General features: G+C 69.8%; 19 protein-coding genes. 10 read left to right on the top strand and 9 right to left on the bottom strand.

What is annotated here, in order from left to right:
- Positions 1-23 precede the first annotated feature (23 nt).
- The gene (locus tag AACZ35_RS00855; RefSeq protein ID WP_339824905.1) at positions 24-962 is read left to right on the top strand and encodes a peptidylprolyl isomerase; all 939 of its coding nucleotides are present in this window, start codon (positions 24-26) and stop codon (positions 960-962) included.
- A gap of 6 nt (positions 963-968) precedes the next feature.
- Here the strand turns inward: AACZ35_RS00855 and AACZ35_RS00850 are convergent, their stop codons facing one another.
- Positions 969-1,862, bottom strand: coding sequence for a DUF2785 domain-containing protein (locus AACZ35_RS00850; RefSeq protein ID WP_339824903.1), 894 nt, complete (start codon positions 1,860-1,862; stop codon positions 969-971).
- A 55-nt stretch (positions 1,863-1,917) separates the two neighbouring features.
- On the opposite strand from AACZ35_RS00850, the gene AACZ35_RS00845 reads away from it, so the two are divergent.
- Both AACZ35_RS00845 and AACZ35_RS00840 read left to right on the top strand, forming a co-directional pair.
- Entirely contained in the window at positions 1,918-2,178 is a 261-nt protein-coding gene (locus tag AACZ35_RS00845; RefSeq protein WP_339824900.1) for a GIY-YIG nuclease family protein, read from the top strand.
- Entirely contained in the window at positions 2,175-3,101 is a 927-nt protein-coding gene (locus tag AACZ35_RS00840) for a DMT family transporter (protein WP_339824897.1), read from the top strand. The genes AACZ35_RS00845 and AACZ35_RS00840 overlap by 4 nt, the downstream gene beginning before the upstream one ends.
- On the opposite strand, the gene AACZ35_RS00835 is transcribed toward AACZ35_RS00840, so the two are convergent.
- Positions 3,098-3,643 carry a YaeQ family protein gene (locus AACZ35_RS00835; protein ID WP_339824894.1) on the bottom strand — a complete coding sequence of 182 codons (546 nt, stop codon included), beginning with the start codon at positions 3,641-3,643 and terminating at the stop codon, positions 3,098-3,100. The genes AACZ35_RS00840 and AACZ35_RS00835 overlap by 4 nt on opposite strands.
- 128 nt (positions 3,644-3,771) lie before the next feature.
- On the opposite strand from AACZ35_RS00835, the gene AACZ35_RS00830 reads away from it, so the two are divergent.
- Positions 3,772-4,365: a response regulator gene (locus tag AACZ35_RS00830; protein WP_339824892.1), complete on the top strand. Its 594-nt coding sequence runs from the start codon at positions 3,772-3,774 to the stop codon at positions 4,363-4,365.
- 6 nt (positions 4,366-4,371) lie between these two features.
- Here the strand turns inward: AACZ35_RS00830 and AACZ35_RS00825 are convergent, their stop codons facing one another.
- On the bottom strand, positions 4,372-5,622 hold the full coding sequence (locus tag AACZ35_RS00825) for a GGDEF domain-containing phosphodiesterase (RefSeq protein ID WP_339824890.1): 1,251 nt from the start codon (positions 5,620-5,622) through the stop codon (positions 4,372-4,374).
- Between the two features lie 16 nt (positions 5,623-5,638).
- Complete coding sequence (locus AACZ35_RS00820) at positions 5,639-6,832, bottom strand: HD domain-containing phosphohydrolase (RefSeq protein ID WP_339824888.1); 1,194 nt, start codon at positions 6,830-6,832, stop codon at positions 5,639-5,641.
- A gap of 86 nt (positions 6,833-6,918) precedes the next feature.
- On the opposite strand from AACZ35_RS00820, the gene AACZ35_RS00815 reads away from it, so the two are divergent.
- The 3 genes from AACZ35_RS00815 to AACZ35_RS00805 all read left to right on the top strand — a co-directional run bounded on the left by AACZ35_RS00815 (position 6,919) and on the right by AACZ35_RS00805 (position 10,749).
- The gene (locus AACZ35_RS00815; RefSeq protein WP_339824886.1) at positions 6,919-8,433 is read left to right on the top strand and encodes a phospholipase; all 1,515 of its coding nucleotides are present in this window, start codon (positions 6,919-6,921) and stop codon (positions 8,431-8,433) included.
- Positions 8,434-8,525: 92 nt separating this feature from the next.
- Positions 8,526-9,434 carry an aldo/keto reductase gene (locus AACZ35_RS00810; RefSeq protein ID WP_339824883.1) on the top strand — a complete coding sequence of 303 codons (909 nt, stop codon included), beginning with the start codon at positions 8,526-8,528 and terminating at the stop codon, positions 9,432-9,434.
- Between the two features lies 1 nt (position 9,435).
- Positions 9,436-10,749 carry an MFS transporter gene (locus AACZ35_RS00805; protein WP_339824881.1) on the top strand — a complete coding sequence of 438 codons (1,314 nt, stop codon included), beginning with the start codon at positions 9,436-9,438 and terminating at the stop codon, positions 10,747-10,749.
- A 302-nt stretch (positions 10,750-11,051) separates the two neighbouring features.
- Here AACZ35_RS00805 and AACZ35_RS00800 read toward each other — a convergent pair whose 3' ends face one another.
- Positions 11,052-11,960 carry an EamA family transporter gene (locus AACZ35_RS00800; protein WP_339824878.1) on the bottom strand — a complete coding sequence of 303 codons (909 nt, stop codon included), beginning with the start codon at positions 11,958-11,960 and terminating at the stop codon, positions 11,052-11,054.
- Between the two features lie 102 nt (positions 11,961-12,062).
- Here AACZ35_RS00800 and AACZ35_RS00795 point away from each other — a divergent pair, with 102 nt between their 5' ends.
- The 3 genes from AACZ35_RS00795 to AACZ35_RS00785 are packed head-to-tail and all read left to right on the top strand — an operon-like array spanning position 12,063 to position 13,697.
- Complete coding sequence (locus AACZ35_RS00795) at positions 12,063-12,959, top strand: LysR substrate-binding domain-containing protein (protein ID WP_339824875.1); 897 nt, start codon at positions 12,063-12,065, stop codon at positions 12,957-12,959.
- 43 nt (positions 12,960-13,002) lie between these two features.
- Positions 13,003-13,479, top strand: coding sequence for a YaiI/YqxD family protein (locus AACZ35_RS00790; protein WP_339824872.1), 477 nt, complete (start codon positions 13,003-13,005; stop codon positions 13,477-13,479).
- Positions 13,476-13,697, top strand: a complete 222-nt coding sequence (locus tag AACZ35_RS00785) for an RNA-binding S4 domain-containing protein (protein WP_339824869.1) — start codon at positions 13,476-13,478, stop codon at positions 13,695-13,697. Before AACZ35_RS00790 ends, AACZ35_RS00785 begins: the two co-directional genes overlap by 4 nt.
- 4 nt (positions 13,698-13,701) lie before the next feature.
- On the opposite strand, the gene AACZ35_RS00780 is transcribed toward AACZ35_RS00785, so the two are convergent.
- The 4 genes from AACZ35_RS00780 to hutU form a co-directional block, all read right to left on the bottom strand.
- A complete protein-coding gene (locus tag AACZ35_RS00780; protein ID WP_339824866.1) occupies positions 13,702-15,384 on the bottom strand; it encodes an AarF/UbiB family protein in 1,683 nt (560 codons plus the stop codon).
- Positions 15,385-15,390: 6 nt separating this feature from the next.
- The gene (locus AACZ35_RS00775) at positions 15,391-15,762 is read right to left on the bottom strand and encodes a VOC family protein (RefSeq protein ID WP_339824864.1); all 372 of its coding nucleotides are present in this window, start codon (positions 15,760-15,762) and stop codon (positions 15,391-15,393) included.
- A 94-nt stretch (positions 15,763-15,856) separates the two neighbouring features.
- Positions 15,857-16,642 carry an energy transducer TonB gene (locus AACZ35_RS00770; RefSeq protein WP_339824861.1) on the bottom strand — a complete coding sequence of 262 codons (786 nt, stop codon included), beginning with the start codon at positions 16,640-16,642 and terminating at the stop codon, positions 15,857-15,859.
- On the bottom strand, positions 16,639-18,012 hold a 1,374-nt coding region (gene hutU / locus AACZ35_RS00765; RefSeq protein ID WP_339824858.1), incomplete at its 5' end, for a urocanate hydratase. The genes AACZ35_RS00770 and hutU, both read right to left, overlap by 4 nt.

Raw genomic sequence — 18,012 nt, 5'->3', positions numbered from 1 at the left:
GCACCGTCCAGCGAGGAAACCGCATGCGCCCGACCCTGCCCCTGACCCTGCTGGCCCTGTCCCTGGCGGCCTGTGCGAACGCACCGGTGCAATCGGGCGCCCCGGCCGCAAAAGCGCTGACAACGCAGGAAGTCATCGACGCATCCACGCCGGCGGACTGGCGCCCGCTGGACCCGGAAAACACGGTCTACATGCAGCTGCCCTCGGGCATGGTGGTGATGGAGCTGGCGCCGGATTTCGCGCCCGAACACACGGCCAACATCCGAACGATGGTCAAGGGTCGTTACTTCGACGGCCTGTCCATCAACCGCTCGCACGACAACTTCGTGGTGCAGTGGGGCGACCCGGCCGGTGACGAACTGGCCCTGCGCCGGCCGCTGGGCGAAGCCAGGGAATCGCTGCCGGCCGAATTCAGCCGCGCCGCCGAAGGCCTGGATTTCCACGCCCTGCCCGACCCGGACGGCTGGGCGCCCGAGGTCGGCTTCGTGCAGGGCTTCGCCGCCGCACGCGACCCCAAGGCCGGCAAGGCCTGGCTGGCCCACTGTTACGGCACCGTCGGCGCCGGCCGCGCCATGGCGCCCGACTCGAGCAACGGCAGCGAACTCTACGTTGTCACCGGCCAGTCGCCGCGCCAGCTCGACCTCAACATCACCACCGTCGGCCGGGTCGTGGTCGGCATGGAACGGCTGAGCGTGATGCCGCGTGGCAGTGGTCCGCTGGGCTTTTACACCGAGGCTTCGCAGCGCGTGCCGATCCTGGCCGTGCGCCTGGCGTCGGAAATCGAGCCCGACCAGCGCGCGCACATCGAGGTGATGCGCACCGACACGCCCACCTGGGACGCCTACGTCGAATCGCGCCGCAACCGCAGCGACGAGTGGTACCTGCACCCGGCCGGCCACATCGACGTGTGCAACCTGTCGGTGCCGGTACGGCCCATCCCGAAGCCGGCCGCCGCAGGCTGAAGCCGGCTACTGGCTCGCGCGCAGCGCGGCTTCCACCGCCGGCCGGTAGCCGGACAGGTTTTCCTGGCTGCTGATGCCGGAATGCAGGGCCAGCAGGAAGGCGCGCAGGTTGTGCCGGCGCGCCAGGCCGGCTTCGTTTTTCCAGGCCTCGTCCCAGGACGCCATCGGCGCGGGGGCAGCCACGCCGTCCAGCCAGGCCGTCCAGCTTTCCTGGTCGAAGCTGTCCAGGCCCAGCGCCAGCAGCACCGGGCGCGCCAGGCGTTCGGATTCGGTGTGCACGTAAGGCGGCGCGCCATTCGGAGCAACCTGGCTGGCCACCGCGCCAAGCAAGCGCCGGCGCGCGGCGGCGTCCAGCGCCGGGTTCAGCACCAGCTGCATCACGAAGTCGGCGCCGTGCGCGACGCCGTGGCGCCAGCCCTCGCCATCGGTGAAACCGCGGTAGTCGCGCACGCCGGACAGGTAGTTCGCCGCGGCTGACACCAGCGTTTCGCGCTGTTCGTCCGACAGCCAGGCGGCCACCCGGTCGGTGCGCGCGACTTCGGCCAGCACCAGGGCCGCAAACGGCGCCTGGAATCCGGCGGGGTCCGGATGCTCGGGCGCCAGGTCGCCCAGCAGCGTTTGCATCAGCCCGGCGCGGACCGCCGGCGACACGGCGTCGGCCCGCAGCCAGGTGGCCAGGGTGGTGTAGGCCAGCGCGTCGCGAATTTCCGGATCCGGGTGGGCCAGGCAGGCCGCCAGGTTCGGCACGAGATTGTCCCGGTCGCCCCGGGCGGCCGCGGCCTGGCCGGCGGCCTGCACGGCCCGGGCAAAGCCGGCCGTGCCGGGACACAGGGGCGCCGGAGCCGCCGCGAGCACGGGCACCGGCAGCGCGAGCAAGACCACCACCAAGAAACAACGCATCGTTCCCCTCCTCCCTTGCGCCGGGCCGCGCGATGCATGCCGGCTGCATGGGAGAATGCCGCCCATGCCCTGGTTCGTCTACCTGATCGAATGCCTGGACGGCAGCGTCTATACCGGCGTGGCCGTGGACGTCGATCGCCGGTACGCAGAACATGCCGCCGGCAAGGGCGCGCGTTACACCCGGTCGCACCCGCCGCGCCGCCTGCTGGCCCGCTTCGAACATCCGGACCGGTCCAGCGCGCTCAAGGCCGAACACGCCATCAAACAACTCTCCGCCCTCCAGAAACGCGCACTCGCCGAAGGCCCCAGCCGATGACCCCGACCACCAAGGCCTACTGGCAGATGCACTTTTGCGTGCTGCTCTGGGGCTTCACCGCCATCCTGGGCAAGGTGATCACGCTGCCGGCCATGGCCCTGGTGGTCTGGCGCATGGCGATCGTGGCGCTGGCCCTGCTGCTGGTGCCCCGGGTCTGGCGCGGGCTGCGCGCGCTGCCACCGCGGCTGTGGCTGGTCTATTCCGGCATCGGCACCCTGGTGGCGCTGCACTGGCTCACCTTCTACGGCGCGATCAAGCTGGCCAACGCCTCGGTGGCGGTGACCTGCATCGCGCTGGCGACGGTGTTCGTGCCCATGGTCGAACCCTGGATCACCGGCCGCAGGTTCGAGCCGCGCGAACTGCTGCTGGGCGTGGCGGTCGTGCCGGGCGTCGCACTGGTGGTGGGCGGCGTGCCCGACGGCATGCGCATGGGCATCGTGGTCGGCACGATTTCGGCGATGCTGGTGGCGCTGTTCGGTTCGCTCAACAAACGTTACGTCGAACGCGCCGACCCGCTGACGGTCACCGGGCTGGAGCTGGGCGCCGGCGGACTGGTGCTGGCGCTGCTGACGCCGCTGCTGCCCTGGTTCGGATCGCCGCTGGTGATCCCCGGCGCCATGGACATGGTCTGGCTGCTGGTGCTGGCCCTGGCCTGCACCCTGCTGCCGTTCGCGCTGTCGCTGGTGGCGCTGCGGCACCTGAGCGCGTTTTCCGCGCAGCTGGCGGTGAACCTCGAGCCGATCTACGCCATCGTGCTGGCGATCGTGCTGCTGGGCGAGCAGCACGAACTGGGCGGCATGTTCTACGCCGGCGTGGTGGTGATCCTGGCCGGCGTGTTCGTGCACCCGCTGCTGTCGCGGCACCCGCTGCCCAAGCCCGAACCGGCCAACCTGGGCACGGCCGAAGGCAAGGTGCTCGACTAGGTGCGGCCGCGGCGCATGCGCGGCGTCAGCTCCAGCGTGCCGGCCTCGTCTATCCACTGCAGCACGCCGTCCTGCACCACCACCTGTACGTCCATGCCGCGCACCAGGCGCTGGCCCAGGGCCTTGGCTTGTTCGGGAACAACGTCCACCACGACCAGATTGCCGAAGCGCGCCAGCGCGGCTTCGTGTTTTTCCCACCACAGGTCGGCGCCGCGGCCGCCGTAGGTCAGCACCACCGCTTCGCCGGCGCGGCCACAGGCCTTGCGCACGCGTGATTCGTCGGGCTGGCCCAGGTCGATCCACTGTTCGATGACGCCGGTGAGGTCCTTGCGCCACAGGTCGGGTTCGTCGTCGGTGCTCAGGCCGCGGCCGAATTCCAGGCGTTCGTCGGCGAACAGCGCGAAGGCCAGCAGGCGCAGCATCAGCCGCTCGTCGGTTTCGGAAGGATGCTGGGCCAGCACCAGGTCGTGGCTGGCGTAGTAGTGCCGGTCCATGTCGCTGATCTGCAGCCTGGCCTTGTGCACGGTGGACTTGGGCGCCATCGCTCGATCCGGGGAAGTCTGGGCCCGGAAGCCTGGGCCATGCCGGCCGGGCTGTCCAGTCGCCGCGCATTGCCAGCCGGGCGCGCGGCGTGGACACTGTGCCCCGGGGATAAGCAGGGGAGCATCGCGTGGACGTTTACGAAAGAATCAAACGGCTGTTCGGCTGGGGCAAACCGGCCGCGCCGGTGGCCCACGCCGAGGCCAGCGAAGCTGCGGCCGACAAGCCGGCCAGCGCCAGCCCGGGACCCGAACGCCGCGGCAAGGCCCGCACCAATGCCCGCCCCGGCACCCGCATGCTGGTCATCGACGATTCGGCGACGATCGTTGCCCTGCTCTCGCGCATGCTCCGGCAGAACGACTACCACGTGCTCGAAGCCAGCGACGCCGAACAGGGACTGGAGATCGCCCGCAATCAAAGCCCGGAGCTGGTGTTCCTGGACATCGTGCTGCCGGGCATGGATGGCTTCGCCGCCCTGCGCCAGCTGCGCCGCGACCCGCAGACGCGCGACATCCCGGTGATCATGATCAGCGGCAACGAGCAGGCCACCGAACAGTTCTACGTGCACCGCATCGGCGCCGACGATTTCATGAAGAAACCGTTCTCGCGCGCCGAGGTATTCGCGCGCATCGAACGCCTGCTCGACGCCAACCGGGTGCCCAAGCGCCTGCCGACGGCAAGCCGCGTGGCCGCGGGCACCGGCGACGACCCGGAAACCGCCTGATCGGGTTCAGCGCGGCGGTTCGGCCTTGAGTTCGGCCATGTACTCCGCCGCCGGCTTGGGCTTGCCGATCGCCCAGCCCTGGGCCAGGTTGCAGTTGAGGTCGCCCAGGGCTTCAAGCGTGGCGGCGTCCTCGACGCCTTCGGCGACCACGCGCATGCCCATCTGGTGGGCGAAGCCGATCATCGCCTTGACGATCTGCAGCGAACGCAGGTCGCCCAGCATGCCGGTGACGAAGGACTGGTCGATCTTCATCTCGGTGGCCGGGAATTCCTTGAGGTAGGACACCGAGGCGTTGCCGACGCCGAAGTCATCGATCGAGACGCGCACGCCGGCGGCGTTGAGCTGGCGCAGCTGGTTCGCGCCGCGCCGCACGTCGGCGACGATGGCGGTTTCGGTGACTTCCAGCACCAGGTCGCGCGGCGCCACGTCCCAGAGCGTCAGCCCGCCCAGCAGCTGCTCGACCAGGCCGCGTTCGGCGAAGGCGGTGGCCGAGAGATTGAGCGCGATCGGGAAATCCAGGCCCTGCTTGCGCGCCTCGGACACCTGCTGCAGGCAAGCGTTGACCGACCAGCGCGTGAAGTGAGAAATCATGCCCGAACCTTCCGCGACCGGGATGAAAACGCCGGGGCTGATGAAACCCTTCGTCGGGTGTTCCCAGCGCGCCAATGCCTCGGCGCCGACGACGCGTCGGCGGCGCACGTCCAGGATCGGCTGCAGCCACATCGACAGCTGGCCTTCGTTGATCGCCACCAGCAGGTCGGCCGGGTCGACGCCGGTGGGCGTGATGCGCGACTTGCAGACCAGCATGCGGTCGGGTTCATAACGCGCCTGCAGCATGGCCTGTTCGGCCTGGCGGCACAGCAGCTCGGGTTCGTCGCCGTGTTCGGGGCACATGGCCACGCCCACCGACACCATGGCCAGCACCGGCTGGCCGGCCGCGTCGAAGGGTTGTTCGAACTGGCGCTGCACGCGCGCCGCCGCCAGCAGCGCGTGCTGGCTGTCCTTGAGTCCGGCCAGGACGAGGCCGTAGTCGCCGGACCCGAGCTCGATCATTTCGTCACCGGGGCGGAGGATCGCGCGCAGGCGTTCGGCCGACTGGCGCAGCAGTTCGTCCACCGCGGCATAGCCGGCGTGGATGCGCAGCCGGCGCAGGCCCTGCATGCCGATGCAGACGATGCCCAGGGACTGGCCTTCGGCTAGCGCCGACGCGACCTTGGGCGCCAGCACGTCGGCCATGGCGGTGTTGCGGGTGATCATGGCCGCGTCCCGGGCGTCAAAGGAACAGTTCCTCGGGCCGCAGGCCGTAGGCGCCGGGCTCCAGGGCCTGGGCGATCTTGACGCCGCCGTCGGCGAGGTCGACGCCGTGCTGCATCAGGTCGACGTCGCGGTAGGGTTCGTAGGGCTTCTTCTCGGTGTCGAGCAGCAACATCAGGCGGGGACGCAGGCGACGCACCTGGTTCTGCGCCATCACCACGCCGACTTCGCCGGTATTGAGTTCGACCAGCGACCCGGTCGGGTACACGCCCAGGCACTGCAGGAACTGTTCGACCACCTCGGCCTGGAACATGCGGTCGCGGGCCCGGTACAGCGCCTGCAGCGCGCCGTGGCGCGATTCGCCGTTTCGGTGCGGGCGGTCGCTGCGCAGGGCGTCGTAGGTATCGACGATGCCACCCATGCGCCCGGCCAGCGGCACGCGGTCGCCGGCCAGGCCATCGGGGTAGCCCGAGCCGTCGTGGCGTTCGTGGTGGGCCGCTACCAGTTCGCGGGCCCACTTGCCGGTGACACCGGCCTGGTCGAGCACTTCCATACTGCGCTGCACGTGGCCGCGCATGAGCTTCATCGCCTCGGGGTCGAGCTTGCCGCCGTGCTGGACCACGTCGCTGGGCAGGGAAGCCATGCCGGCGTCGAGCAGGAAACCGCCGGTGGCCAGCTCCACCAGCACTTCGCGCGGCAGCGCCAGGTGCCGGCCGAAGGCGGCGGCGAGGGCGCTGCAGTTCACCGCGTGGCTGTACATGTAATCGTCGCGCTTCATCAGCGCCATCAGCCAGAACAGCGCGTCGGAATTGCGCAGCAGGCTTTCGACCATCGGTTCGATCGCTTCGCGGACCACGCCCGGCTCGAGGCGGCGGCCACTGCGCACGTCGTCGGCGATGCGTTCGGCCAGGGCGCGCAGGTTGGCGTGGACCTCGCGGGCGCGCGGGATCTCTTCCTTGATGTCGACGGTGTTGTGGTATTCGGGGCCACGCGGCGGGAATACGTTGCGCGGCGCCGACCCGACGCGCAGGGACGGCCGGGCGTTGATCAGGCTCTTCTGCACGTCGATGAAGACGCTGGTGCAGTAGGCCGACAGCAGCTCGATGTCCTCGTCGGAGGTGATCTCGAAGCCCTGGAAGGGAAAAGGCGTACCGACCCAGTCGCGGTCCAGCCGACTGACGTACATGCCTTTTTCAAGCAGACCGACGAGCATCTGCCGCTCTTCAAGCACCATCTGCGGGCATCCCCCTGTTTCCGGGGGCTAAGTTAGCATGGGTTCCCCCCCGTCAGGCCCCACCCATGGCCAAGCCCCTGCTGGTATTCGTGCATGGCTGGTCGGTGACCAGCACGTCCACCTACGGCGACCTGCCGGCGCGGCTCAAACGCGAGGCCGCCCGCCGCGGGGGACCCGGCCTGGACGTGGCCCACGTCTACCTGGGCCAGTACGTCAGCTTCCGCGACGAGGTCCGGGTGGGCGACATCGCCCGGGCCTTCGACCACGCCATCCGGGGCGTGCTGGCCGGTGCCGGCCGCGAGCGCCGCTTCGCCTGCATCACCCACAGCACCGGCGGCCCCGTGCTGCGCGAATGGCTCGACCAGTTCTACGTGCGCCCCGGACGGCTGGCCGACTGCCCGCTGTCGCACCTGGTGATGCTGGCGCCGGCCAATTTCGGGTCGGCGCTGGCCCAGCTGGGCAAGGGCCGGCTGGCCGGCATCCGTGCCTGGTTCAACGACGTCGAACCCGGCCAGGGCGTGCTGGACTGGCTGGAGCTGGCCAGCCCGGAATCGCTGGCGCTCAACCTGCGCTGGATCCACGACTACCCGAAGCTGCACCTTCCGCGCGGGCCCAGGCCGGTGTTTCCGTTCGTGCTCAGCGGCGACGCCATCGACCGCAAGCTCTACGACCACGTCAACGCCTACACCGGCGAAACCGGCGGCGACGGCGTCGTGCGCCTGGCGGCGGCCAACCTCAATGCCCGCCACGTGGTGCTCGAACAGCCCGCGCCGGTGCCGGGCGAGGCCCTGCCCAGCGCCCGCAAGCGCCTGCGCGAACTGTCCCTGGCCGGCAGCCACCGTTCGGCACCCACGCCCTTCCGCATCCTGCCCGGGCTTTCGCACAGCGGCAGCGACATGGGAATCATGGCCAGCGTGCCCGATGACGACCTGCCGCACCCGACTGTGGACGCGGTGCTGCGCTGCCTGGCCGTGGCCGACGAACCGTCCTACCTGGCCCTGGGCCAGGCCTTCGCCGCCGAAAACCGGCTGCACCAGCAGCCCGCACGCCGGGTCGAGGTCGAAAAGATCCCGGTCCTTCCCGACCGGCGCTACGTGCACGATCCGCACTCGATGGTCATCTTTCGCCTGATGGACGACACCGGCGTGCGCCTGGGCAACCTGGACCTGCTGCTGACCGCAGGCCCGGCCGCCGACCCCAACCAGCTGCCCGAAGGCTTCCTGACCGACCGCCAGGGCAACCGGCGCGCGCCCGGGCACCTGGCGTTTTTCCTCAACCACGCGGCGCTGGCGGGCTCGCCGCCCGTCCCGGGCCCGGACGGCCGGATCGTGTTGCCCGAACGCTTGCCCCGCCCGCCCTACGGCCTGAAGCTGCAGCCGCGCGGCGGCGAACAGCTGGTCGAACACTGGGCTGCACAAATGGGCGCCGACCTGGGCGGCCTGCTGGACATCATCGAACCCAACCAGACCACGATCATCGACATCGTCATGCGCCGGGTCGTTCGCGAGGGCGTATTCCGTCTTGGCCAAAGCCTGGCCGCGCGGGACTTCCGCGACGACCCGCCGGGCGGGGCGATCTGAGGCCCCGACCACCGGCAGGGGGCGGTGAACGGAAAGTTCACGTAGCCTGCGACACCATCGCCGTCACGTCCTTCCCTGCCGAGGTCCGAGCCATGGCCAGCCGTCGCGAATTCCTTTCCGCCGCCGTGATCGCCGCGGGCGCCGTTGCCCTGCGCCCCGCCCTCGCACTGACGCCGCTGCCGCCGGGCATGCAGATGCGTGCGATCCCGTCCACGGGCGAAAGGATCCCGGTCATCGGCATGGGCACCTCGGGCAGCTTCGAAGTCGATGCGGCCGGCCGCGAACCACTCAAGGAAGTGCTGCGGCGTTTTGTCGCCGGCGGCGCCAGCGTCATCGACACCTCGCCCAACTACAGCAATGCCGAAGACGTACTGGGCGACCTGATGGCCGAACTGGGCCTGCGCGACAGCATCTTCCTGGCCACCAAACTGGCGGCCGACAACCGCGCCGCCGGTGAAGCGCAGTTCGCCGACTCGCTACGCCGCCTGCGTACCGACAAGGTGGAGCTGCTGGCCGTGCACAACCTGCGCGACTGGAAGACCCAGCTGGCGCTGGCCCGCGAACTCAAGGCCCAGGGCAAGGTGAAGTACGTCGGGCTCACGCATTTCCGCGACGAAGCCCACGATACCCTGGCCGACATCGTCGCCGCCGAAAAGCCCGACTTCGTGCAGATCAACTACGCCGTGGGGGCGCCGAACGCGGAGAAACGCGTATTGCCAACCGCCGCCGACAACGGCGTGGCGGTGATGGTCAACCGCGCCTTCGACGACGGCAGGCTGTTCTCGCGCGTCGCCGGCAAGCCGCTGCCGGGCTGGGCGGCCGAGGTCGGCGTCAGCTCCTGGGCGCAGATGTTCCTGAAGTTCGCGCTGAGCCATCCGGCGGTGACGGTGGTGATCCCGGCCACCGGCAAACCCGACCGCCAGTCCGACAACCTGCGCGCCGGCAGCGGCGAAACGCTGGACGCGGCGCAGCGTGCCGAACTGATCGCGATGTTCGCCTGACATGGCCACGTCGCCGGGCGGCATCAGGCACCTGGTCGCCCGGCTCTTCGGCATCGAAGCCGAGGAAGTGCCGGCGGTGGTCGCCGGCATGGCGATGTTCCTGCTGCTGTTCGCCGGCTATTTCATGCTGCGGCCGGTGCGCGAGACCATGGGCATCGCCGGCGGCGTGCGCAACCTGCAGTGGCTGTTCACCGGCACCTTCATCGCCACGCTGGTGGCGATACCGCTGTTCGGCCTGGTCGCCAGCACGGTGCGCCGCCGGCGCATCCTGCCCTGGACCTACGGCTTCTTCGCGCTGAACCTGCTGGGCTTCGCGGCCGCAATCCATGCTGCCCCGGACAATCCCTGGCTGGCGCGCGCGTTCTACATCTGGCTGTCGGTGTTCAACCTGCTGGCGATCTCGGTGGCCTGGAGCGTGCTGGCCGACCTGTTCCCGGCCGCCCAGGCCAAGCGCGTCTTCGCGCTGATGGCCGCGGGTGCCAGCGCCGGCGGCCTGCTGGGCCCGCTGCTGGGCCTGCTGCTGGTCGAATCCCTGGGCCACGGCGGCCTGATGGCCCTGGCCACCGTGTTCCTGCTGGGTTCGGCGGGCGCGGCGCTGTGGCTGCAGGGCTGGCGCGACCGCCACCCGCTCGACGAAGCCGAAGTCCTGGCCCGGCGCGCACCGCTGGGCGGCAATCCCTTCCAGGGCATCGGCACCGTGCTCGGATCGCCCTACCTGCTCGGCATCGCCACCTTCGTGGTGCTGCTGGCGACGGTGACGACCTTCCTTTATTTCGAACAGGCGCGCCTGGTGGAACTGCATTTCCCCGACCCGACCGACCAGACCCGCGTCTTCAGCCTGCTCGACACGGTGGTGCAGACGATCGCCATCCTGACCCAGCTGTTCCTGACCGGCCGCATCGTGCGCCGCCTGGGCCTGGTGGTGCTGCTGACCACGGTGCCGGTGGTGATGGTGGGTGGTTTCCTGTGGCTGGCGATGGCGCCCACCTTCGCGGTGCTGGCCATCGTCATGGTGACCCGGCGCGCCGGCGAGTACGCCCTGGCCCGGCCGGGCCGGGAAATGCTGTTCACCGTCGTCGCGCCCTCGGCCAAGTACAAGGCCAAGAACGTCATCGATACCGCGGTCTACCGGGGTGCCGATGCCGTCAGCGGCTGGGTGAAGGCCGGCATCGACGCCTTCGCCTCCAGCCCGGCCGTGGTCGCCGTGGCCGGCGCCGGCGTGGCCCTGGCCTGGGCATTTACCGGCGCGGGACTGGCCCGGGCGCAGGCCCGGCGGGAGGCCTCGGGAGCGTCTTCTGACAATAATGCTAACTAGGTAAGCATTACTCTCCACACCTTGTCCGCATTTGCTCATTGGCGGTCAGCGACACCAGTCGTTTCAAGGACCTGCCGGCAGCCTGTTAGTCCTGCTTAGCAATGCCCGCCCTGACTACCATCCTGCCCGCCTTGCGCCCCCGCCGCCGGAATGGTCCATTGGCCACGCCCCGGGCGCGTTCTTCTCCTCGTCGAGCCGTCCGGAATCCACTTTGCAGTCAACCGCCCCCTGGCGTTGACACCCTTTGGCAGGGCGATCGGCTGTTTTCGGGACAGTCGGCCCTGCCTTCTTTTTGCCTGCGATCAGGCCCTGGCCAGGGGCGCACGCTGGCTGACCGCCACGCTGCCCAGGATCAGGGCACAGGCCACCGCCATCGGCCAGGTCAGGGCTTCGCCGAGCAGGCTCCAGGCCCAGGCCACCGCCATCAGCGGCACCAGGTAGGTCACCGTCACGGCCCGGGCGGCACCCACGCGCTGGATGAGCCGGTAGAACATGGCGTAGGCCCAGCCGGTGCTGAGCACGCCGACCGCGATCGCCGAGCCCCAGGCCGCGGCTGACACCGGCACGACCGGCCAGGACGCCACGGCAAACGGCAGGGCCATCAGCGCGCCGCACAGCAGCGTGGCCGCGGCCACCGCCACCGGCGGCAGGCCGGCGAACCAGCGCGGCACCAGGTTGGCGCCCACGCCGTACAGGAAGGCAGCCAGCGCGCCGGCCGCCGCGGCCGCACCGATGTTGCCGCCGCCGGTCTTGTCGCTGGCCAGCACGACCACGCCGATGAAGCCCAGCACCAGGGCGAACCATTTGCGCGGCGCGATGGCTTCCTTGAAGAACAGGAAGGCCACCAGGGCCGTGAACAGCACGGCCATGGCATTGGTGATGGCGCCCACGCCGGCCGGTGCCCGCTGCGCCGCCCAGGCGAACAGGGCGAAGGGAATGGCGGTATTGATCGCAGCGACCAGGGCCAGGCGCGGCCAGAGGCGGCGCGGCAGCCTTGCCCGCGCCAGCCAGAGGAAGGGCAGCAAAACCAGCGCGCCGAAGGCCAGGCGCATCTCGACCAGCGGCGCCGTGCCGAACTCCGGCGCGGCGACCCGCTGGAACAGGAAGGACGCGCCCCAGACCGCCGAGAGCAGCAGCAATTCGAGCGGCGTCAGCCAGGCCCGGGTTTCGATCGGCGGCGCGGGGGACACCAGGGGCGGCGGGTTCTTCATGGCGAGGGGCAAACCAGTTGTTGGCTGCGGCCATTATCGGTGGCCCCGAAAAGCCTACAAGCGCATACTTTCCGGCAGTGCCACAAACCTGGCTTGAGGCTCATGACACGCGTCCGGTCCGACCTGCTGCCGGCGCTTGCCGCCTTCGAATCGGCGGCGCGCCACCAGAATTTCACCCATGCCGCCGAAGAGCTGCACCTGACCGCGAGCGCGGTCAGCCACCACGTCCGCAAGCTTGAAGCCCGGCTGGGCGTGGCCCTGTTCCAGCGTCACGCCCGTGGCGTCACCCTCACCCAGGAGGGCCGCCAACTGGCCGACGCCGCCGGCAACGCGCTCGCTGACATGGAAGGCGTGTTGAACAGCCTGCGACCGCGCCGGCTGCAGGCCGCGAAGGTGCGCATCACCACCCTGCACTCGGTCGTGCACACCTGGCTGCTGCCGCGGCTGGGTCGATTCGTGGCGCTACATCCCGACACCGAACTGGTGTTCGACACCGAAGCCACGCTCAGCCGCTTCGAGGACGGCGGCCACGACCTGGGGATTCGCCACGGCCCGGGCCAGTGGCCGGGGCTTGCCGCCGTGGCGCTGATGGACGACACCATGCGGCCGGTGGCCTCGCCGGCCATGCCCGGGCTGGCGGACGTGCACTCGCCGGCCGACCTCGCCGCGCTGCCCCTGATCGCCGACAAGGCCCGCCAGGGCTGGCACGACTGGTTCCGCGCCGCCGGCGTGCACGGCGCGACGCCGCGCGAGCGTTACCAGTTCAGCGACACCACCGACGCCATGCTGGCCGCCGCCCTGGGCCTGGGCGTGGCGCTGGCCCGCGAGCGGATCCTCGCGCCTTTCCTCGCCGACGGCCGCCTGCGGCTGCTCGACCTGCCGGGCATGCCGGCGCGCTGGAGCTATTTCGTGGTGTACCCGGCGCACCGCCAGCCGAGCCCTGCCGCGCAGGGTTTCATCGACTGGCTGCTGGCGGACGTCGCGGATTTTGGCCCCTGACGCCGGCGGCGTATCCTTTGCCTTTGTTGCCGACTGCCATTGCATGCCTATCTGGGTTGACGCCGACGCCTGCCCCAACGTCATCAAGGACATCCTGTTCCGCGCCGCCGAGCGCACCCGGGTGCCGGTGACGCTGGTGGCCAACAGCTGGATCCGCACGCCGCCCTCGCGCTACATCAAGTCGGTGCAGGTGTCCGGTGGCTACGACGTGGCCGATGCCGAAATCGTCGAACGCTGCGCGCCTGGCGACCTGGTGGTGACCGCCGACATCCCGCTGGCGGCGCTGGTGCTGGAAAAAGGCGCGCTGGCCCTGAACCCGCGCGGCGAGCTCTACACCGCCGACACCATCGCCCAGCGCCTGACGATGCGGAACTTCATGGACGAACTGCGTGGTTCGGGCGTCGACACCGGTGGCCCGGCCGGCTTCCATGCCCGCGACCGCCAGGCTTTCGGCAACGCCCTCGACCGCTGGCTGGCCAGCCAGCCGCGGCCACCCTCACCCGCCAGGGACACGGCATGAACATCATCGATTTCGAACTCGACCGCGATGTCGTCGCGCTCAACGACCTGCTTCGCCTGGCCGGACTGTGCGGCAGCGGCGGCATGGGCAAGGCCATCGTCGCCAGCGGCGAAGTGACGGTGGACGGCGCGGTGGAACTGCGCAAGACCGCCAAGATCCGCGCCGGCCAGGTGGTGCGCTGGGGCGACGCCGAGATCCACGTACGCGCCGCCGGCTGAAGCCTCAGCGGCCGCCGCCGCTGCGCCAGATCGTCCACACCAGCCAGACGCCGCCTACCGCGGCGCCCAGGAACCCCAGCAGGCCGAACAGCGGCAGGCCCAGCAGGGTCGGGCCGCCTTCGACGGTCATCACGATCGACGAGCCGACGATCAGTGCCGCCACGACGATCCCGACGGTCAGGCGGTTCGCCGAATGCGCCACCTGGTCGCCAAACGCCTTGAGCCGTTCAACGTCCAGGTTGAGGTTGAAGCGCCCCTGGCGCAGCGCCCGCAGCGCGTGGCGCAGCTGGCCGGGCAGCGATGAAAGCAGGCTGACGGTGTCGCCGGCCACGCGGCGGCCGCGCCTGGCGATGGCCTTGGGCGAATAACGTGCGCGCATGGCCCGGCGCAGGTAGGGTTCGGCTTCGCTGGCCATGTCGAAGTCCGGGTCGAGCCGGCGGCCCACGCCTTCGAGCGTGACCAGCACCTTCACCATCATCGCCAGGTCGGCCGGCAGCACGACCGCGTGCTCGCGCAGCAGCGCGGTGATCTCGGTGAGCATGGTGCCCAGGCGTAGTTCGCCCAGCGGCACGCCGTGGTAGTGGTCGATGAAGGCGTCCACTTCCTGCAGCAGGGCGGCTTCGTCCATCTGGTCGTCGGCGGCCCATTCGAGCAGCACTTCGGCCACCTGGCCGGCGTCGCGGCGAACCAGGCCTTCGAACAGGTCCAGCACCTGGTAACGCCGTGATTCGGAAAGGCGGCCGACCATGCCGAAATCGAGCAGGGCCAGCTTGTCCCCGGGAAGCCGGATGACGTTGCCCGGGTGTGGATCGGCGTGGAAAAAACCATCCTCGAACATCATGCGCATGCCGGCGCGGGCGCCGACGCGGGCCAGCTCGGGCAGGTCGGCGCCAGCGGCAAGCAGCGCGTCGGTATCGCCCAGCGGGATGCCGTCGATGAACTGCTGCACGTTCACGCGTTCGCAGGTGTGGTCCCAGTACACGCGGGGCACCACCAGCGCCGGCTCGTCGGCCAGGCTGGCGGCGATGCGTTCGGCGTGGCGGCACTCGGCGGCCAGGTCGAGCTCGCGCGACAGCGAGGCCTGCAGCTGGCGCACCAGCGCCTGCGGCTGGTAGCGGCGCAGGTCGGGCGACTCCGATTCAAGGACGCGGGCCAGCCGCTGCAGCAGCCGCATGTCGGCCTCGACCTGCGGGCGGATGCCGGGGCGACGCACCTTCACCGCGACCTCGCTGCCGTCGGCCAGCCGCGCCCGGTAAACCTGGGCAATGGAGGCGGCCGCGATCGGGACCTCGTCGAAACCGGGGAAAACCGAGGCGATGGGGCCGCCAAGGTCCTGCTCGAGCTGTTCGCGCACGTCCTCGAAACCGGCGGCCGGCACCTGGTTCTGCAGCTTCTCGAATTCGGCGATCCATTCGGGCGCGAAGAGGTCGACGCGCGTGGCCAGCAGCTGCCCCAGCTTGACGAAGCTCGGCCCCATTTCCTCGAAGGCGCGGCGCACGCGTTCGGGCGGCGACAGCGTCGCCAGTTCAGCGGTGGCCTCCGAGTGGAAGAGGTGGCCGGCGCGCTCCAGCGCCCCGGCCAGGCCAATGCGCCGCACCAGGTCGCCGAACCCGTAGCGCGCCGCCACCGAGGCCACCTCGTTGAGGCGGCCCAGGTCACGCGCGGCGCTGAGGGTTTCCCAGAGCATTCCCGGTCAGGCGCCCATGCAGAAGAAGTTGAGCTTGTTGCCGTCCAGGTCGCGGAAGTAGGCGGCGTAGAAGCCCTTGAAACGTTCGCCCGGCGCGCCTTCGTCGGTGCCGCCGAGTTCAAGTGCCTTCGCATGCAGGGCATCAACCTGCGCGGGGCTGCGCACGACCAGCGCGACCATGGTGCCGTTGCCGCGGCAGGCTTCCTCGCCGTCGTAGGGCGTGATCACGCCCAGGCTGGGCGACTGCATGCCGGTGCCCCAGGCGACGAAACGTTCGCCCTCCATGATGCGCTTGGCGCCGATCTCGGCCAGCAGCGCGTCGTAGTAGGCGCAGGCCCGCGCCATGTCGTTGGTGCCGAGGGTGACGTAGCCGATCATGTCTTGCACTCCGTTGGGGTTCTGCGACCAAGCATGGGCGGTTGCGCACCGGCGCGCCAGCGTCGAAGCCGCCAGCAGCGTCGGATTCCGCTCCTCAGCGGCGACGCGCCTTCGCGAAAGGCAGGCCCTCGAACAGGAAAGCCTCCAAACGCTGGCATTCGTCGGCCGAGCGTTCGCAAAGGATAGCCAACCGCACGACGGGCACGCCCTGTTCTTCCACCAGCCGGTATCGCGCCACGCCCACCCTGATGTTCTCCGGCGGCGGCGCGGTGGGCGACGCGGGACGCGGGGGCTGCACGGTATAGCGGAACCAGAAGACCGACGGATCGCGCGCATCCGGCACGAGGCTGGTATGGATCAATCCAATTTCCGGATCCCGGCCCATGGCATACGGGGGCTTGTACACCTTGTCTCCGGAGTCGGGAGCTGCCGCCTGGAAGGCCTGGATCGACTCGAACGGGAAGGGTTCGTCGTCCTTGATGTACATGGGCCGGCGATGCGAGCGCGGCCAAGGGATGCTTACCGGCACCACGGTGCGGAATCCACCGAACTTGACGGGCGCCTGGATCCAGCCATCACGCGCTTTTTCCCGTTGCCCCGGCGACAGCACGTAGGCCGCGACCGACGCGAGCGCGGACTCGTCGAAAGCCGTGATGCCCGAGCTCTTGTCGACGCGGGTTTCAGTGACGCGGCCGCAATCGTCGAAACGAGCACCCACCAGCACGAGGCCGGTCTTGTTCGCGCGTGCTTCCTTGACCGGGTAGCGCGGCTGAACCATTCGTGGCGCCGGGCATTCCACGGCAGCGGTCGCGGCAGCCGCCGGCGCTTCGACCGGCGGCGCCGGCATGGCCAGCGCCAGCGCGAACAGGATGTCGATCACTTACCCGCCCCCAGCATCGGCAGGTTCAAGCCCTGCTCGCGTGCGCAGGCTTTGGCGATCTCGTAGCCGGCGTCGGCGTGGCGCATGACGCCGGTGCCGGGGTCGTTCCACAGCACGCGGGCCAGGCGCGCGTCCGCCGCCTCGGTGCCGTCGGCGACGATCACCACGCCGCTGTGCTGGCTGTAACCCATGCCGACGCCGCCGCCGTGGTGCAGCGACACCCAGGTGGCGCCGCCGGCGACGTTCAACATGGCGTTTAGCAGCGGCCAGTCGGAGACCGCGTCGCTGCCGTCCATCATGGCTTCGGTTTCGCGGTTGGGCGAGGCAACGCTGCCGCTGTCGAGATGGTCGCGGCCGATCACGATCGGCGCGCTCACTTCGCCGGTGCGCACCATTTCATTGAAGGCCAGCGCCAGGCGATGGCGGTCGCCCAGGCCAACCCAGCAGATGCGCGCCGGCAGTCCCTGGAAGCTGATGCGCTCGCGCGCCATGTCCAGCCAGCGGTGCAGGTGCGGATTGTCCGGGATCAGTTCCTTTACCTTCGCGTCGGTCTTGTAGATGTCCTCGGGGTCGCCGCTGAGCGCGACCCAGCGGAAGGGACCAATGCCGCGGCAGAACAGCGGCCGCACGTAGGCCGGCACGAAACCCGGGAAGTCGAAAGCGTCCTTGCAGCCCACGTCGAAGGCCATCTGCCGGATGTTGTTGCCGTAGTCGAAGGTGGGCACGCCCATGTCCTCGAAGTTCAGCATCGCCTCCACATGCGTGCGCATGGAATGTTTGGCCGCGTCGATGACCTTCTGCGGGTTGTTCTTCTGCTCGCTGAACCATTCTTCCAGCGTCCAGCCGGCCGGCAGGTAGCCGTGCAGCGGATCGTGCGCGGAGGTCTGGTCGGTGACGGCATCGGGACGAACGCCGCGGCGCACCAGTTCGGGCAGGATTTCGGCGGCATTGCCCAGCAGCGCGATGGATTTGGCCTGGCCGCCGCTGGTGTAGCGCTCGATGCGGGCAAGGGCATCGTCGAGATCGGTGGCCTGTTCGTCCACGTATTTGGTGCGCAGGCGCATGTCGATGCGCGACTGCTGGCATTCGATGTTCAGCGAACAGGCGCCGGCCAGCGAGGCCGCCAGCGGCTGCGCGCCACCCATGCCGCCCAGGCCGGCGGTGAGGATCCAGCGGCCGGTGAGGTCGCCGCCGTAGTGCTGGCGGCCCATCTCGACGAAGGTTTCGTAGGTTCCCTGCACGATGCCCTGCGAGCCGATGTAGATCCAGCTGCCGGCGGTCATCTGGCCGTACATCATCAGGCCCTTGGCATCGAGCGCGTTGAAATGGTCCCAGGTCGCCCAGTGCGGCACCAGGTTGGAGTTGGCGAT

The sequence above is a fragment of the uncultured Arenimonas sp. genome (genome assembly GCF_963976025.1).
Taxonomy (GTDB): domain Bacteria; phylum Pseudomonadota; class Gammaproteobacteria; order Xanthomonadales; family Xanthomonadaceae; genus Arenimonas.
This window is presented reverse-complemented; position numbering and strand designations above follow the sequence as displayed.

Coding starts and splice junctions, on each gene's coding strand:
- AACZ35_RS00855 (WP_339824905.1), top strand. CDS start 24: ATGCGCCCGACCCTGCCCCTGACCCTGCTGGCCCTGTCCCTGGCGGCC.
- AACZ35_RS00850 (WP_339824903.1), bottom strand. CDS start 1,862: ATGCGTTGTTTCTTGGTGGTGGTCTTGCTCGCGCTGCCGGTGCCCGTG.
- AACZ35_RS00845 (WP_339824900.1), top strand. CDS start 1,918: ATGCCGCCCATGCCCTGGTTCGTCTACCTGATCGAATGCCTGGACGGC.
- AACZ35_RS00840 (WP_339824897.1), top strand. CDS start 2,175: ATGACCCCGACCACCAAGGCCTACTGGCAGATGCACTTTTGCGTGCTG.
- AACZ35_RS00835 (WP_339824894.1), bottom strand. CDS start 3,643: ATGGCGCCCAAGTCCACCGTGCACAAGGCCAGGCTGCAGATCAGCGAC.
- AACZ35_RS00825 (WP_339824890.1), bottom strand. CDS start 5,622: ATGATCACCCGCAACACCGCCATGGCCGACGTGCTGGCGCCCAAGGTC.
- AACZ35_RS00820 (WP_339824888.1), bottom strand. CDS start 6,832: ATGCTCGTCGGTCTGCTTGAAAAAGGCATGTACGTCAGTCGGCTGGAC.
- AACZ35_RS00815 (WP_339824886.1), top strand. CDS start 6,919: ATGGCCAAGCCCCTGCTGGTATTCGTGCATGGCTGGTCGGTGACCAGC.
- AACZ35_RS00810 (WP_339824883.1), top strand. CDS start 8,526: ATGGCCAGCCGTCGCGAATTCCTTTCCGCCGCCGTGATCGCCGCGGGC.
- AACZ35_RS00805 (WP_339824881.1), top strand. CDS start 9,436: ATGGCCACGTCGCCGGGCGGCATCAGGCACCTGGTCGCCCGGCTCTTC.
- AACZ35_RS00800 (WP_339824878.1), bottom strand. CDS start 11,960: ATGAAGAACCCGCCGCCCCTGGTGTCCCCCGCGCCGCCGATCGAAACC.
- AACZ35_RS00795 (WP_339824875.1), top strand. CDS start 12,063: ATGACACGCGTCCGGTCCGACCTGCTGCCGGCGCTTGCCGCCTTCGAA.
- AACZ35_RS00790 (WP_339824872.1), top strand. CDS start 13,003: ATGCCTATCTGGGTTGACGCCGACGCCTGCCCCAACGTCATCAAGGAC.
- AACZ35_RS00785 (WP_339824869.1), top strand. CDS start 13,476: ATGAACATCATCGATTTCGAACTCGACCGCGATGTCGTCGCGCTCAAC.
- AACZ35_RS00780 (WP_339824866.1), bottom strand. CDS start 15,384: ATGCTCTGGGAAACCCTCAGCGCCGCGCGTGACCTGGGCCGCCTCAAC.
- AACZ35_RS00775 (WP_339824864.1), bottom strand. CDS start 15,762: ATGATCGGCTACGTCACCCTCGGCACCAACGACATGGCGCGGGCCTGC.